This window comes from Rhizobium sp. A22-96, assembly GCF_053521805.1.
In genome coordinates this window covers 1,184,490-1,199,533 of the sequence record NZ_JBNWDQ010000001.1, presented here as the reverse complement: position 1 = coordinate 1,199,533, position 15,044 = coordinate 1,184,490, and the positions used below count along the sequence as shown (strand labels likewise).

Genomic DNA, 15,044 nt, shown 5'->3' with positions numbered 1-15,044 from the left:
ATTCAATGGCTCATATCGTCATCATCAATCCGCGTTTCGAAACCTCCTATTGGGGCATGGAACACGCTCTGCCGCTCTTCGATGCGAAGGCAAACCTTCCCGTGGCCTGTCTGCCGCTGTTGGCGGCTCTGACACCTGCGGATCATACCGTCACCCTGGTGGACGAGAATGTCGAGGCAATCGACTTCGGCCTATGTGAGAAGGCCGACATCGTCGCGCTGACGGGGATGATCGTCCAGCGTTTCCGGATGACCGAAATCCTGACCGAACTCAAACGACGCAATTGCTTCACAGTCGTCGGCGGACCTTGGGTGACCGTCAAGGAAGATTATTTCGGCAATCTCGTCGATGTCTGCTTCATCGGTGAGGCGGAGGAGACTTGGCCGAGATTCCTGGATGAATGGGAGCAAGGTCAGCACGCACGGCGCTACGAGCAATCCGACAAGACGGATATGAGCAAGGTGCCTGTGCCGCGCTTCGACCTGTTGAAGATGGATGAGTATGCAGTCGGCAGCGTCCAGTTCTCGCGGGGCTGTCCCTTCACCTGCGATTTCTGCGATATCATCGTCGTTTTCGGACGCAAGCCCCGCATCAAGGAAAGCGCGCAGGTCATCGCCGAGATGGAGGCCTTGCTGGCCTCTGGCATGGACACGGCCTTTATCGTCGACGACAATTTGATCGGCAACAAGAAGGCAATCAAGGAGGTGTTGCGAGAGGTTGTTGCCTGGCAGGAGAAGCATCATTACCCGATGACGTTTCTGACCGAAGCGTCGATCGACCTGGCTGACGACGCCGAGCTGATGCAGCTGATGGTCGATGCCAATATCCGCGTCGTTTTCGTCGGCATCGAGACCCCGAACGAGGAGGCGCTGCGCGAAACCAAGAAGCTTCAAAACCTGCGCAAGGGTGGAACGATGCTGGAGAAGATCCACACGATCCAGCAGACCGGCATGGAGGTCTGGTGCGGCATGATCCTTGGCTTCGACAGCGACGATGCGACGATTTTCGATGCGCAGCGCGTCTTCATCAAAGATGCACGCATCGTCAACGCGATGATCGGCATGCTCGCCGCCATTCCGAAGACGCCGCTCTATACCCGCCTTGCGAAGGAAGGCCGGCTCGACCACGATGATCCGCCAGCCTTCGGCACGAACGTCATTCCCCTTAATCTTTCCCGCGAAACGCTGCGGGATGGATATCTCTCCGTCCTCAGCGACCTGCATCAGCCCTCGGCCTATTTCGACCGTCTGGATGCGCTTTATATCGACGCCCGCATCGAACCCGAAAGTACGCGCTTACGATACCTGCGTCGCCATCCGCTGCGGCTGATCGCTCTTAACGCGACATGGGCGCTGGAAGCGCTCGGCATCTTTGTTCGATTGATGCGCCGGGTGAAGGAGGCCGAACTGCGAGCCGTCTACCGTCGACGCTTTCTCAAACTACTGCTTCGCCGCCGCTCGCCCGTGGTCATGCAGATCTACGCGATCAAATGCGCCATGCATTATCACGCTCATATCATGGTCCAGCAGATGCGCTCGGGCGGCGGCATCGTCAATTCGTTCTAGCGATGCTTTGCGATTGAGCGGGTCTTGTTGGCAGAGGCGACTTGCCTTGAGGCGGTGACATGAGCTGCTGTTTGCCGGACGGCGACTGCGGTTTTATTGTTGCGCCAGTGCAACACATTGGCCGATATATCTGCAATTCGAAATTGTGGGGGTTGCCGATTTTAAGATCTTGCGTATGATACGCTCATCCGCAAATCAAACAAGGAGGCGTGACATGCATTCTACCCAAATGTTTACATACGTCTCTGGCGGAATGATCTCGACTGCTCTGGTATGTGTCATGCCAGCTGCACGACGAGCTTTCATCTAAAGCTTAAAAAGCTTTATCTGCCGCCGCTTAGGCGTTTTCCCGTTAAACCTATATGACTTGCTCAGGGAATGATTTGGTGCGTCGTCGACGTATCAGCTCCTGAAGCCAGTCGCGCTTCAAGAGGACCTGGTTGCGTGATTGCGCCAGGAAAAGACGATGACTCATTCACAATTTTTAGTTGCCGACAACTTAACGGCAACGGTCGATGAACTATGCCAGGAATTCGGTGCGTGGAAGACCGCGCGCGCCCTGCTGCTTGTCATCTGGAGGCAGCACCAGACGCGCAAATGCGTATCCGAGCTATCGAACTACCAGCTTCGTGATATCGGTCTTCCCGAGCGGGAGGATACTCTGGGCCAGCCCAAGTTCCTGCCGCTGCATCTACGCCATTTTGCTTGAGTTCGGGCGGATGGCGCGGCTTGTTTCCCTGCATTCAACGTCTGACCGGAGAGCTGGAAATAGTCTCGGGCTCGAAGGTTCGAAGGCGTGGAACTTTATGATTTGCGTCGCCGGATCGATAGATCCCGTGCGCCGTGGATTACCAATGAACCATTGCTGTCGCAAAAGGCAGGGGAGGGCAATCGATGCTCTCCCTTGCCTTTTGCTGCAATGAACTTTGCTGACATCGGCAGGCCTGATCACAATCGGATTGCCGTCTTCGTGGCTGTGATGTGGGCCGAAGAGATATTGGTTTCTGCGCGAACACGCGCCTCGCCCTCAAGGCGCACAGCATATACGGTCTATTATAGCATTGTTGCTGGCCGAGCCGCCAAGCGGCTCAGCCTATAGCGAAGATCCAACCACTATACGGTCAGGATCGCGTAAATAACGCCTCTGTTTTCGCCGCGCATGATGACGCTGTCGGCAATCGGGTGCCGGACTTTGTCGATGATCGATTGGACTTCTCTGTCTGTCCGCCAGATCAGCGGCCAGTTCATGAAGGTTTCCATATAGCCTTCGACGCCGATGTCCTGTGCGAAGTTCGCGAGAAGGAACTTGCCGCCGGGCTTCAGCATCTGCAGGCAGCGTTCCGTCAGCTTCACGGCGACGTTTTCGGCGAGATAGTCATAGAGGCCGGCTGCATAGATGAAATCGAATGTCCCGAGCTTTTGCGCGCGCCCGAGAATGGTGCGAACAGACCCGTTGACCGCTTCGATGCAGCTTCCATGGTAGGTCGAGGTCACGGTTCCGACGCTGATGGGATCCTGGTCGAGCGCAACCCAGCGCTTGAGCCTGTCACCCTTCAGGGCATTGGAAAGTTCTGCCTCGCGAAGATGTCCGGCGGCAATCGCCAGGATTTCCGCATTCTCCTTTTCGCCGGCCACGGCATCGACATGCGCGGCAAGAAGCTCACGCCGCTCGCGCACCGCGACTGCGGATGGCGCCATTCGGGTGAAATTGTAAACTTCCGTACCGAGAGGCGAAGCCTCTGTCACCTGGGCGGCGACGGCCGGATGCTCGTAAATGAAGTCCAGCAACTGCGCGTCACCGCTATAGCCGCGGGGCTTCTCGAAGGACCATCTGGTTAAGGGATCCTGAAGCAGAAACGACGAGACGGGATGCGCCTGGGCCAGGGATGCAAGGTGATCCCAGATCAGGGGCGTCGATCTGGTCTTCAACGTCTGCAGGCGTTCGACCAGGGCCTTCATGGTACCCTGAACGGGCGCATTCGCCTCGAATGCCTGCTGTGCCAAAGAAAGAATAAGGGCAAGTTCGGCCTCGCCCTCCTTCATCTGTTCGGTTGTAAAATTATTAACCTTCGATCTCGTGTGTTCGGAGATCGATTGCGCCGTCACAAGGCTATAACCATCGAGAGCTGTTTGAAATTGTGTCAATTTTAAATAATCCCGTGAATACTATACAAACCATATCGCACTAAAAATGTGAGCGCTATGGTTTTGTTAATGGGACTGCTGCAACGCTGTCGCTATCAAACGGACCAAATTAGCTGCCCGGTAAAGCGCGCGATTTGTTCGGTGGAACGACGCAGGGCTTGCCGCGGTGGACATGAAGTCTCAGCTAACTCGGATTATGGGGAACATGCGTCTATTGTCGGGAGGAAGCGATCTTGGCCGGGGAAAGACACGCCCGACGAGCGGTCCGGCCGGACTTCGCACCCTTTACAAAGACTATAGCAACGAGGCGCGCCGCAGCCTGGCTCGCAGCGGCCTGTGGCTCGCGGTGCCTGTTTATGTTCTTTTTCTGATAACCGACCTGATCTTCACTCCCGACGTCGCACATGTGACGATCCCGGCGCGTTTTTTCATTGGCGGGACTGCGCTTCTCATTCTGGAAATTCAGTTCGCGCGGCAGCGTCGCGCCGGAGAGCTTGAGGCCACATGTGCGGCCGCCGTGGTGCTTGGATATGTGGTGTGGCTCGTTCCGACATTGCAGACCGCCAATGCCGAGGCCTTTTCCTATTATGCCGCCTTCGGCGCCATCTTCATGATGGGCGTCAATCTGTTCTTCAGTCTCGAATTCGGGCTGGCGATCGCGTCATCGGGGCTGATCTGCGTCACTTTTTTGCTGTCGCTTGTCGAATTTCATTATAGCCCGGCCTACAGTCTGGCCTTCACGACCTTCTATCTCTGCTGCTTTGTTTTCACCTCCTATGTGAACTGGAAGCTGAACAAAGAGCGCTTCAACGTCTTCCTGAATGCCAGGGAGGCGGAACTGCAGCAGCGCCAGGCGACTGAGCGCGGCGAAGCTCTTTTGCGTCTGTCGATCACGGATTCGCTGACGGGCATGGAAAATCGAAGGGCTGCCGATATCCGTCTGAAGCAGTTTTGGGAGCGTTGGCGCCAGGATGGCGCCGCTTTTGCCGTTCTCCTTGTCGACGTCGATTTCTTCAAAAAATACAATGATTATTACGGTCACCAGGAAGGTGACCATTGCCTTGTCACGGTTGCCAATGCCTTGGCGGATATCGTCGCACCACTGGGAGCAACGGTCGGGCGATACGGCGGTGAGGAATTCATCGTCATTCTCGATGTGGAACGCAGCGCCGAGGCGCTGGGCCTCGCGGAAGCGATATGCCGGGGGATTGAGGCGCTTGATATAGTTCATGCTCAGCGGCTCGACGGCTTCAGGCATGTGACCGTCAGCGTCGGGGCGACCGTTACGCGGGATCTGGCCGGAGCAAAGCTCGAGAATGTCATCAACGAAGCCGACCGGGCGCTTTATTCGGCAAAGGCGAGCGGCAGAAACTGCGCGAGGGTCTTCGACCCGAACGAACTGCCGGGTGGCGATGCGAGCGAAAATATTGCGGCGATATTGAAGATCGCCATCCAGCAGAACCTCGTCTCGCTGGTATACCAGCCGATCCTTTCTCTGGAGACCGGAGAGATCGGCGCCTATGAATCATTGATGCGTCTGCAATTGCTTGATGGGTCGAGCTCGTCTCCCGCGATCTTCATTCCGATAGCCGAGCGCACCGGCGCCATCATAGACCTTGGCTACTGGGCGATCAGAAGGGCGTGCTGCGAGCTGTTGACCCGCGACATCGTCGATACGGTGAGCATCAATGTCTCTCCGATCCAGTTGCGGGCTCCAGGCTTTGCTGCGCAAGTGGCCGGCATTCTCGCGGAGACCGGTGTTTCCGGGCACAGGGTTGCATTCGAGATTACCGAAGGTGTCGACCTGGAAATACGCTCCGACGTTCTCGACAGCATTCAGGATCTCAAGAAGCTCGGCATCAAATTCTGGCTGGATGATTTCGGGACAGGTTTTGCAGGGCTGTCCTGGCTTCGCCTGATGGAATTCGAAACGGTCAAGATCGACAAATCATTCCTGCACGATGCTGCCAACAGCCCGGGCGCCAAAATTCTTCTCGAAGACATTATCGGCCTCGTGCGCAATCGCGGCCATCGTATCCTCGTCGAAGGGGTCGAGAACGAAGAACAGCTCGATCTCGTCAAATCCTTTGGGATCGATGCCGTTCAGGGTTACCATATCGGCCGACCCGCGCCGCCGCTCAAGCATCCGATGGCCGTAAGGCAGACTGAGCGCCGGCGCTTGCAGGCATCGGCTTGAACGTCTGGTTCGTGCCGGGGCGACCGAAAGGGTAACGCGCACGATGAGCATCGACCTCTCCGAGATCTATCGAGGTTATATCGCCTGCCTGAACCAGCAGGATTGGCCGAATTTGGGGAACTTCGTCCATGGCGAAGTGCACTATAACGGCACGCGCATCGGGCTGTCGGGCTATCGCGAAATGCTCGTGGGCGATTTCAGTGCCATTCCCGACCTTCGTTTCGAAATCCTCCAGCTGGTTTGCGAGCCGCCATGCGTCGCCAGCCGACTGCATTTTGATTGCACGCCGAAAGGGATGCTGTTCGGCTTGTCGGTCAACGGCCGCAGAGTTCAGTTTTCGGAAAACGTCTTCTACGAGTTTCTCGACGGGCGCATTCGGAACGTCTGGTCTATCATCGATAAGGCCGCTATCGCTGCCCAGCTTTAGGCCAAAGGCCAGTTTCGACATAGGCAAGCGGCAACGAATTACCTCCGCTCAAGGCGAAGAGCCATGAAACCCGCGAGGAAGGCGGCGATGCCGCTTGCGACGATGGGGCCGAAATAGCTGCCGGTGTGATCGAAAATGAAGCCTGCAGCAGTGGGGCCGATCAAGGCCGCGATCCCCACCGCCGTATAGAGATATCCGATGACGGCGCCGATATTGCGGGTGCCGAACAGATCGGCCGCGACAGCGGGATAAAGCCCGACACAGCCGCCATAGCTCATGCCGAAAGTTACTGCAAACAGCGCCAGCTGGATCATGCCTGATGCCGATGCCCACAAGGCGAAGGAGGCGGCGACTGCGAATGTCAGTGCTGCGAGAAGCTGGCGGCGCCCGAGGCGATCGCCCAGACCCGCCAGGAAAAAGCGCCCAACGATGTTGCCGACGCCGATAAGACCAACAAGAGTGGTGCCGTCTTGAATGGAAAGACCCATGTCCTGGGCCGCTGCGACGATATGGACATAGGGGATGAAGGTGCAAAACGACGACAGAACAAGCACGAGATAGAATAGGTAGAACCGGCTGTCTCGCCATATTACCGGAGCATTTGCGTAGGTGCTGCCGAGGGGCGGGGATGGGTTTGCATTGTCCCGTCTCCTGCGGATGACCATTGCGGCCGGCAGTCCACAAGCGGCAAAGAGGCATGCAAGCGCGATGAAGCATCCCCGCCAGCCGATCGATGGAAGAGCCAGAGCAATGGCAAAGGGCAGGATCAGAGTGCCGAGGCCGATCCCGGCGGTTGCGATGCCCGAGGCCTGGCTTCGCTTGCGGACGAACCAGGATTGCACAGCGCCAAGGGCTGGGACGTAGGATAGCCCGATCCCAAACCCGACGCCAAAGCCATACCAAATATAGAGCGACAAAAGAGATCCGGCACAGCTGGCACCGATGTAGCCAAAGATCATTGCCACCAACCCCAACAGGACAAGTCCGCGCGGTGACCACCTGTCGGCAAGCGGCCCGGCTATCGCTCCCAGCGAATAGAACAGGAAAGCCGATATCGAAAAGACAAGGGCGGTCTCGCCGCGAGAGGCATTGAATTCGGCCGCTAGCCCCGGGAAGACGGCGGAGAAGGAGTAGGCTGCCCCGAACGTCACGGCGGTCAAGACATGCGTGGCAGCAACGACCTTCCATCCATCCCGGGTATCGGCCTCATCATGGTCACACAAGACGGCAAGTTCGGACATCATCGAGCTCGGTAAAATTGGCTGCGGCTCAGTATGGCGCACGACACTGTGCCGGAAAAATGAATAGCGTTGATGCTGTTCATTGATTTCGTTGATCTATCCGCGTGTCGTGAGACCTGCCTATTCGCGAATTGTCTGTGAGGAAGCCATATCCGTTTCGATGAAGATGCATGAGCGGTCCGCCGTCTGCAGCAGCGTGTCGGCGACGCTTCCGTAGGAGAGGCCGCCGCTTGCCCGCTTGCTGACGCCAAGCACGATTAGATTATATTTGCCGCTGCGCGCATGGCGCAGGATCGACAATTCGGGCGAAGGTCCCTCCTGAACAACCGTCTCGACATCAATGCCATAGTAGTTGGCAATCGCGCCGACCTTCTTCAGCACGTCTCGCTGGTCATCGCCACGATCGCTGATGCGTGGAATCGCGCGGGCTTGCCGTGGCTCCACGATCAGCAGAATGGCACAATGGGCGTTTGCCGCCTTGGCGATCGCAAGTCCGAATTCGGCCGCCCTGATGGAGCGCTCCGTCCCGCTGACCGGCAGCAGGATTCGCAGGTCTTGGGGCCGTTCGGGAAGCGTCCCGCGCGCCGTGACGATGGCGGGTGTTCCCCTGAAGGCCGAAGCCATGACTTGCAGCGCATCATTGAAGCGGCCGTCCTCGCCCGTGGATGGCTCAATGCCGGTGAAGAGAAGATCGTGGCCTGTATCCGAGGTGTCACCGAGCACGGTCTCAAGTTCGCCATCCTTCTCCCGGACGGTGATGTGAATATCGCCGGCGGATGCTGCATCCTTGTCTGCAGGCCCCGAAGAAATGAGATCGATGGCGCATTGGCGCAGATCTTCTGCAAACGACTTCGCCTGCGAGGTTTTTGCGGCGTCGGCCTTAGTCTCATTGCCGTCCCGGGTTTCATCCGCTGCGCGCACATCGAGAACGGTGACCGGCATCTTGCGTGTCACCGCGAAGAAGGCAGCGAGCCATGTTGCCAGACGACCACTTTGTGAGCCATCGACAGCAAGCAGGATACGTTCGAAATTGCCGAGGAAGCTTTCGCTTTCGAATTGCTCGCGTTCAAGCCGGTCGCGCTCCTCCTCACGCAAGGGTAAACGCGCGAGCGCCCAACGCAGCGTCGGCGGCATGGCCATGGTGGTGATGACGGCCATGGCGACGATGACGGAGAAGAGCTTTTCATCCAGCACGCCGACCGAGAGGCCGATGGTCGCGACGATCACTTCCGTCGATCCGCGGGCATTCATGCCACAGCCGAGCGCCAGGGCTTCGGACGCCGAATAGCCGCCAATTTTGGCGGCGGCGAACGCCCCGCCGAATTTGCCGATGCTGGCAATCACCACCACGGCGGCGGTCAGCAGCAGGATGGAGGGATCGGCGAGCACGGTGAGATCGGTCTGCAGACCCGTCAATCCGAAGAAGACCGGCATGAACAGCGCCGTCGTCAATCCACGAAGCTGCACATCGATCTGGCGTGTAAGGATCGGGGATTCGCCGACAAGAATGCCGGCGACAAAAGCGCCGAGCACCGTATGAACGCCGATGAGATTGGTGATGATGGCCATCCCGCCCATAATCGCGATGATGGCGCTGAGCACGGGCAGGTCGCTGCGAAAATTGTCGTTCGTCCAGCGGATGATTTCGAAAACGATCCGCCTGCCGATGGTGAAGCTGACGGCCATGAATGCCAGCGTGCCGATAATGCTGGTCGCCAGCGTCGTGAGATCGACCGTGCCCTTTTCCGCTATGCCGAAGGTCACCGCGATGATCATCCAGCCGATAGTGTCATCGATGATGGCGGAGGCGACGATGAGCTGGCCGATGTTACGGCGCATGAAATCCATCTCTCGAACGACGGTGGCGACGATTTTCACCGAGGAGATGGAAAGCGCGGTTCCAAGGAAGAGCGACGTGACGAGCCGTTTCTCAGGATCGGGAAGTAGGGCGTCCGGAATGAATTCGCCGAGTGCGAAACCGGCTGCAAAGGGGATGACGATCCCGGTCAGCGAGACGCCGGCTGCGGATCTGCGCAGGCGCTTTGCCAGGCCAAGGTCGGTCTCCATGCCGGCGAGCAACAGCAGAAACAGGATGCCGAGCTGCCCGACGGCATCGGCCATGCTCTTCTGGGCGCCATCGGTGGGAAAGAGGCTCGCCTGCAGATGCGGAAAGGCCAAGCCAAGGAGAGAAGGGCCGAGAATAATGCCCGCGATGATCTGGCCCATGATCGACGGCTGGCCGATGCGCACCATCAATTCGCCGAGCAATCGGCCGAAGACCACCAGGATGACGATCTGAACCAGAAACAACCCTTCAGAGGGGTGGCTGGCCTTTTGGCCCTCGGCCGCAAAGGCCGACTGCGCGATCGACAGCGACAGGATGGTGACAATGAGAATGATAAGGGCGTTTGACGGAAATGATTTCAGGAAATTCTGGCGTGCCGGCATGGACTGGTCCCACTGAGTAGCAGGAAAACGCGCCAAAGCTGTTGCCGTTCCCGATGAGGTCGGTAATTGCCGCCTTTCATTTGCACGGCGTTCGGTGCGCGCCGCAAGCATGGTCCGCCAAGCATCTGTTGCGACGGACCAAAGCTCACCGGAACAATCAGACGCGTTCCAGCGCGATGGCAATGCCTTGGCCGACGCCGATGCACATGGTCGACAGCGAATAGCGGCCGCCGGTTTCTTTCAGCTCAAGAGCGGCGGTGCCGGTGATGCGTGCGCCGGACATGCCGAGGGGATGGCCAAGGGCGATGGCGCCACCATTGCGATTGACGCGGGCGTCGTCATCGGCGATGCCGAGTTCGCGCAGCACGGCAAGTCCCTGCGAGGCGAAGGCCTCGTTGAGTTCGATGACGTCGAACTGTTCCTGCCGCATGCCGAGCCGCGCCATCAGCTTGCGCGAAGCTGGAACCGGGCCGATACCCATGATGCGTGGGGGAACGCCGGCGGCAGCACCCCCGAGGATACGGGCGATCGGCGTCAGGCCATATTTCCTTGCGGCCGCTTCGGAAGCAATGATGAGTGTGGCAGCACCATCGTTGACGCCGGAGGCGTTACCGGCCGTCACCGTGCCGCCTTCCTTCTTGAAGGGCGTGCCGAGCTTGGCAAGCGTTTCTACCGTCGTGGCGCGCGGATGCTCGTCCTTGCCGACGACGATCGGATCGCCCTTGCGCTGTGGGATCGTGACCGGTGTGATCTCCTTGGCGAGACGGCCATTTTCCTGGGCTGCGGCGGCCTTTGCCTGCGAGCGAACGGCAAAGGCGTCCTGGTCTTCGCGGCTGACCTTATAGTCCTCGGCGACGTTCTCGCCGGTTTCCGGCATGGAATCGACGCCATATTGCTTCTTCATCAGCGGGTTGATGAAGCGCCAGCCGATGGTGGTGTCATAGATCTCGGCGTTGCGCGAAAAGGCGCTTTCGGCCTTCGGAATGACGAAGGGCGCGCGCGACATGCTCTCGACGCCGCCGGCGATCATCAGTTCCGCCTCGCCGGCGCGGATGGCGCGGGCGGCTGCAATGACGGCATCCATGCCCGAGCCGCAAAGGCGGTTGATCGTCGTGCCTGGGGCCGCAATCGGCAGGCCGGCAAGTAGCGTCACCATGCGCGCGACGTTGCGATTGTCTGCGCCGGCCTGATTGGCGCAGCCGAAGATCACGTCGTCGACGGCTTCCCAATCGACAGAGCTGTTGCGCTCGGCCAACGCCTTTAGCGGCACGGCGCCGAGGTCATCGGCGCGAACGGAGGAAAGTGATCCGCCAAAGCGGCCGATCGGGGTGCGGATATAGTCGCAAATAAAAGCTTCGGTCATCAGGCGGCCTCATGGGCTTTCTTGGTTCGCGCGTTGATGTCGCGCAGGACGGAAAGTTCGGTCTCGGTTGGCGGCGGTGTCTCGATCACCTCATTAGCAAACTTGATCGCCCAGCCGCAATTCTCGGATATCTTCTCTCGGGTAACACCCTTGTGGATCGACACCACGGTCAATTCCTTGGTCACCGGATCAGGCTCGAGAATGCAGAGATCGGTGATAACGCGCGTCGGGCCTTTCGTCTTCATGCCCAGGCGCTCACGGTGATTGCCGCCTTCGCCATGACCCATCGAGGTGATGAAGGGCAGCTTTTCAACGAAGCCGCGATTGGATAGTGCCATGGTGATGAAGATCTGGCCGCAATTGCTGGCGATTTCCGGTGCGCCGCCGCCGCCCGGCAGGCGGACCTTCGGATGGTCGTAAGGGCCGACGACCGTGGTGTTCAGATTGGCGAACTTGTCGATCTGCGCCCCGCCGAGAAAGCCTGTCGTGATGTGGCCGCCCTGCAGCCAATAGCGGAACATCTCAGGCACCGCGACGGTGAAGAGCGCGGTATCGCAAAGCTCGCCATCGCCGATCGACAGAGGCAGCACATCCGGCTTGGTGCCGACAGTGCCGCTCTCATAGATTAGGGTGATGTCGGGGGCGTGCGTCAGCCGCGCGACGTTGCAGGCGGCCGATGGCGCGCCGATGCCGACGAAGCAGACATCGTCGTTGGTCAGCGCGCGGGCGGCGGCAATGGTCATCATTTCCGTAGGCGTAAAATCACTCATCTTGACCTCCTTACGCCGACTTGGCCGGCGCGTTGCCGGCATATTTGGCAAAGTCTTCGGGGCTGGCCTTCATCACATGCTCGTCGATCCAGGCAAGAAAACTGTCGCGGTCGCGGGCGATTTCGTCCCAGGCGATATAGAAGGCGTTGGAACGCTTGTAGTAGCCCTGCGCATAGGACGGGAATGCGCCGCCCGGTACCTCCGCGACTGCCGTGACAGCCCAGGTCGGCAACACGACGGAATTGGGCGAGGCCGGTTTCAGCTCGTCGACGATTTCCTCGACCGTGACGATCGAGCGCTTGGCGGCAAGCACCGCCTCCTTCTGCACGCCGACGATGCCTTCGAGCAGCACGTTGCCCTTCCTGTCGGCCCGCAGCGCATGAATGATGGAAACGTCGGGGCGGATCGCCGGAACGGCAGCCAGCACCTCGCCGGTAAAGGGGCAGGTAACGCTCTTGATGTTCGGGTTTACCTTGGGCAGATCGGCGCCGATATAGCCGCGCAGCATGGCGAAGGGCAGGTTCGCCGCACCGGCCTCGTAGGCGTTGGCCATGGCGGCATGCGAATGCTCTTCGATCTCAAGCGGTCGCGGCCACTGGTTCTCAACGGCATCGCGGAAGCGATGGAGCGAACCGACGCCGGGATTGCCGCCCCAGGAGAATTTCATGCCCCGAGCCGCGCCGACGCCGATGAGCTGATCGTAGAGAATGTCCGGCGTCATGCGGATCAGGTAGAGGTCCTTCTTACCCTGGCGGATGACTTCGTGGCCCGCGGCATAGGGAATGAGATGGGTGAACCCCTCCATGGCGACCGTGTCGCCATCATGCACATTCTCCGCCACCGCCTGCGAAAGCGATAGGATCTTCGCCATAAGGCCTCCTCAACAAATGCTGTTCTGTTGCCGCCAATAAGCGCCTTTGGACGGTGATCGTCAATTAATTTGTGCGATATTTGACTTTTGTTCATATATCGCACAAAGTGACTTGCAGAATGGGAGATGCGAGATGCGTGAAACGGATTTCGTCAGCGGCTTTGCCAAGGGTCTGAAAGTCATCGAAGCCTTCGGCGAGACGCGGCAGCGCCTGACGATCGCTGAGGCGTCGAAGCTGACGGGGCTTGACCGCGCCACCGTGCGCCGCTCTTTGCTGACGCTCTCCGAGCTTGGCTATGCGGTCTATGATGGAAAATTCTTCACCCTGACGCCGAAGGTCTTGCGGCTCGGTCATGCCTATCTGGCGGCGACACCGCTGCCGATCATCATCCAGCCCCATCTCGATCTGCTTTCCGAACGGGCTGGCCAGAATGCTTCCGCATCGGTGCTCGATGGAACCGAGGTTGTCTATATCGCACGCGCTTCGCAACGCCGGGTGATGTCGATCAATCTGACGCCGGGTAGCCGCCTTCCAGCCTTCTGCGCCTCGATGGGGCGCGTCCTGCTTGCGTCCCTGCCGGAGAGTGAAGCACGCGCCGTCCTTGCGCAGACTGATCTCAAGGCGAATACGCCGAAAACCAAGACGGATCCGGATGAACTGATGGCGGAATTCCAGCGGGTGAGGGCGCAGGGCTATGCTCTCATCGACCAGGAGCTGGAAATCGGCCTTTGCTCTATCGCCGTTCCGATCGAAAACGACCACGGCAAGATCGTCGCGGCGATCAATATCGGCGCGCCGGCTGCCTATGTGGCGGCGGCCGAGATGGTGGAGCGCTTTCTGCCGCTGCTGCAGGAAACGCAGAAGGCGCTGCGGCTGGTGCTGCCGTAATCTTTAGGGCCGACGGGGCCATCCTTGTCCTTCGACAGGCTCAGGATGAGGATGGAGCGAGCAGCGCCTTTGATGACGGCTTGTGGTTACCTGGCAGCCACACCGGAGGATTAGCCCTCACCCTGAGGAGGCCCAAAGGGCCGTCTCGAAGGGCGAGGGCGGATGTTGGCCTCTATTTTCCGCCCATTGCTATAGGCGATCACCCAGCTCACATCCCCAGCTTTTCCCGCTCCTCGATACGCCAGGCGCGCGGCGTTTCGCCGGTTTGCTTGACGAAGAACCGGGAAAAATAGGCTGGGTCGGCGAAGCCGAGGCGAAAGCTGATTTCCTGGACGGTCGCGAAGGTGAAGACCAGTTCGCGTTTGGCCTCATCCAGCAGCTTGCGGGTGATCAGCTCGTGGGCGCCATGCCCGGTCTTGCTGCGGACTATACGGCTGAGATGGGCGGGCGAAATGCCGAGCGCCTCCGCATAGAAGGCGGCTGGTTTGTGCGAGCGGAAATGATGCTGGATGAGGCCTTGCAGCATCTCCATCCGCCGCTCGCTCTCGTCGCCGGCATTTGATCCCTCGTCGGCCCTTTGGGCAATGCGCGCCGTCAGCAGCAATGCAGACGTCAGATAGGCTTCGAGCAGATCGTTGCGGCCGTTGCGATGGCTGGCAAATTCTTCGCCCAGCCGCCGCAGGGTGCTTGCGACGTAGGCGGCATCGGCATCGCTTGTATCGAGCAAGGTCAGATGCGGATCGGCGAGCCATGTGCCCAGTCGGCTCCGGTCACCCGGGGAGGTCTTCAAATGCGAGATCAGCACCGTGATGACGAAGCCGTCGATGTCCCTGGAAAATCGGAAGCCGTGATTGAGATGAGGTGGCACGGTGATGACGGCGGGCGGCGAAATCATGTGGCTGACGCCATCGAAGACCGCGTCGCCCGATCCGGCATCTATGTACAAGATCTGAAAGAAGCTCTCGTGCCGGTGCGGGCGGATCTCCCAGTGATGAAGACTGCTGCGCGACGGTATAGTCTCGCAATGCAGCCAGAAATCCGGCTTTCGGCCGGTATTTTCACCATAGAGCTCATAGGTCGGCACGTTCCTCGTCATGGCTCTTCTCCTCCGCCATGTTCGGTTTGTGC

Annotated in this window: 12 protein-coding genes; 5 read left to right on the top strand and 7 right to left on the bottom strand. The window is 59.1% G+C overall.

The features are described from left to right. The first annotated feature begins 5 nt into the window (after positions 1-5). Together ACQZ6F_RS05360 and ACQZ6F_RS05355 are read left to right on the top strand one after the other, a co-directional pair. Complete coding sequence (locus ACQZ6F_RS05360) at positions 6-1,565, top strand: B12-binding domain-containing radical SAM protein (protein ID WP_077470196.1); 1,560 nt, start codon at positions 6-8, stop codon at positions 1,563-1,565. A gap of 466 nt (positions 1,566-2,031) precedes the next feature. After that, a complete protein-coding gene (locus tag ACQZ6F_RS05355) occupies positions 2,032-2,274 on the top strand; it encodes a DUF1127 domain-containing protein (protein WP_077470197.1) in 243 nt (80 codons plus the stop codon). 404 nt (positions 2,275-2,678) lie between these two features. Here the strand turns inward: ACQZ6F_RS05355 and ACQZ6F_RS05350 are convergent, their stop codons facing one another. Further along, positions 2,679-3,710, bottom strand: coding sequence for a class I SAM-dependent methyltransferase (locus ACQZ6F_RS05350; RefSeq protein WP_449092942.1), 1,032 nt, complete (start codon positions 3,708-3,710; stop codon positions 2,679-2,681). A 196-nt stretch (positions 3,711-3,906) separates the two neighbouring features. Here ACQZ6F_RS05350 and ACQZ6F_RS05345 point away from each other — a divergent pair, with 196 nt between their 5' ends. Together ACQZ6F_RS05345 and ACQZ6F_RS05340 are read left to right on the top strand one after the other, a co-directional pair. After that, the gene (locus ACQZ6F_RS05345) at positions 3,907-5,907 is read left to right on the top strand and encodes a putative bifunctional diguanylate cyclase/phosphodiesterase (RefSeq protein ID WP_169055501.1); all 2,001 of its coding nucleotides are present in this window, start codon (positions 3,907-3,909) and stop codon (positions 5,905-5,907) included. A 43-nt stretch (positions 5,908-5,950) separates the two neighbouring features. Continuing rightward, positions 5,951-6,334: an ester cyclase gene (locus tag ACQZ6F_RS05340; RefSeq protein ID WP_449092941.1), complete on the top strand. Its 384-nt coding sequence runs from the start codon at positions 5,951-5,953 to the stop codon at positions 6,332-6,334. A 38-nt stretch (positions 6,335-6,372) separates the two neighbouring features. Here ACQZ6F_RS05340 and ACQZ6F_RS05335 read toward each other — a convergent pair whose 3' ends face one another. The 5 genes from ACQZ6F_RS05335 to ACQZ6F_RS05315 all read right to left on the bottom strand — a co-directional run bounded on the left by ACQZ6F_RS05335 (position 6,373) and on the right by ACQZ6F_RS05315 (position 13,027). Beyond that, on the bottom strand, positions 6,373-7,575 hold the full coding sequence (locus ACQZ6F_RS05335) for an MFS transporter (RefSeq protein WP_449092940.1): 1,203 nt from the start codon (positions 7,573-7,575) through the stop codon (positions 6,373-6,375). 120 nt (positions 7,576-7,695) lie between these two features. Continuing rightward, entirely contained in the window at positions 7,696-10,023 is a 2,328-nt protein-coding gene (locus ACQZ6F_RS05330) for a cation:proton antiporter domain-containing protein (protein WP_449092939.1), read from the bottom strand. A 157-nt stretch (positions 10,024-10,180) separates the two neighbouring features. Next, a complete protein-coding gene (gene pcaF / locus ACQZ6F_RS05325) occupies positions 10,181-11,386 on the bottom strand; it encodes a 3-oxoadipyl-CoA thiolase (RefSeq protein WP_449092938.1) in 1,206 nt (401 codons plus the stop codon). After that, positions 11,386-12,156 carry a CoA-transferase subunit beta gene (locus ACQZ6F_RS05320; RefSeq protein WP_267549291.1) on the bottom strand — a complete coding sequence of 257 codons (771 nt, stop codon included), beginning with the start codon at positions 12,154-12,156 and terminating at the stop codon, positions 11,386-11,388. The genes pcaF and ACQZ6F_RS05320 overlap by 1 nt, the downstream gene beginning before the upstream one ends. A gap of 10 nt (positions 12,157-12,166) precedes the next feature. After that, a complete protein-coding gene (locus ACQZ6F_RS05315; protein WP_449092937.1) occupies positions 12,167-13,027 on the bottom strand; it encodes a CoA transferase subunit A in 861 nt (286 codons plus the stop codon). A gap of 133 nt (positions 13,028-13,160) precedes the next feature. Here ACQZ6F_RS05315 and ACQZ6F_RS05310 point away from each other — a divergent pair, with 133 nt between their 5' ends. Further along, positions 13,161-13,916 (top strand): IclR family transcriptional regulator, encoded by a 756-nt coding sequence (locus ACQZ6F_RS05310; protein ID WP_449092936.1) that lies wholly within the window; start codon positions 13,161-13,163, stop codon positions 13,914-13,916. Between the two features lie 208 nt (positions 13,917-14,124). On the opposite strand, the gene ACQZ6F_RS05305 is transcribed toward ACQZ6F_RS05310, so the two are convergent. Then, entirely contained in the window at positions 14,125-15,012 is an 888-nt protein-coding gene (locus ACQZ6F_RS05305; RefSeq protein ID WP_068395463.1) for a helix-turn-helix domain-containing protein, read from the bottom strand. Positions 15,013-15,044: the final 32 nt, after the last annotated feature.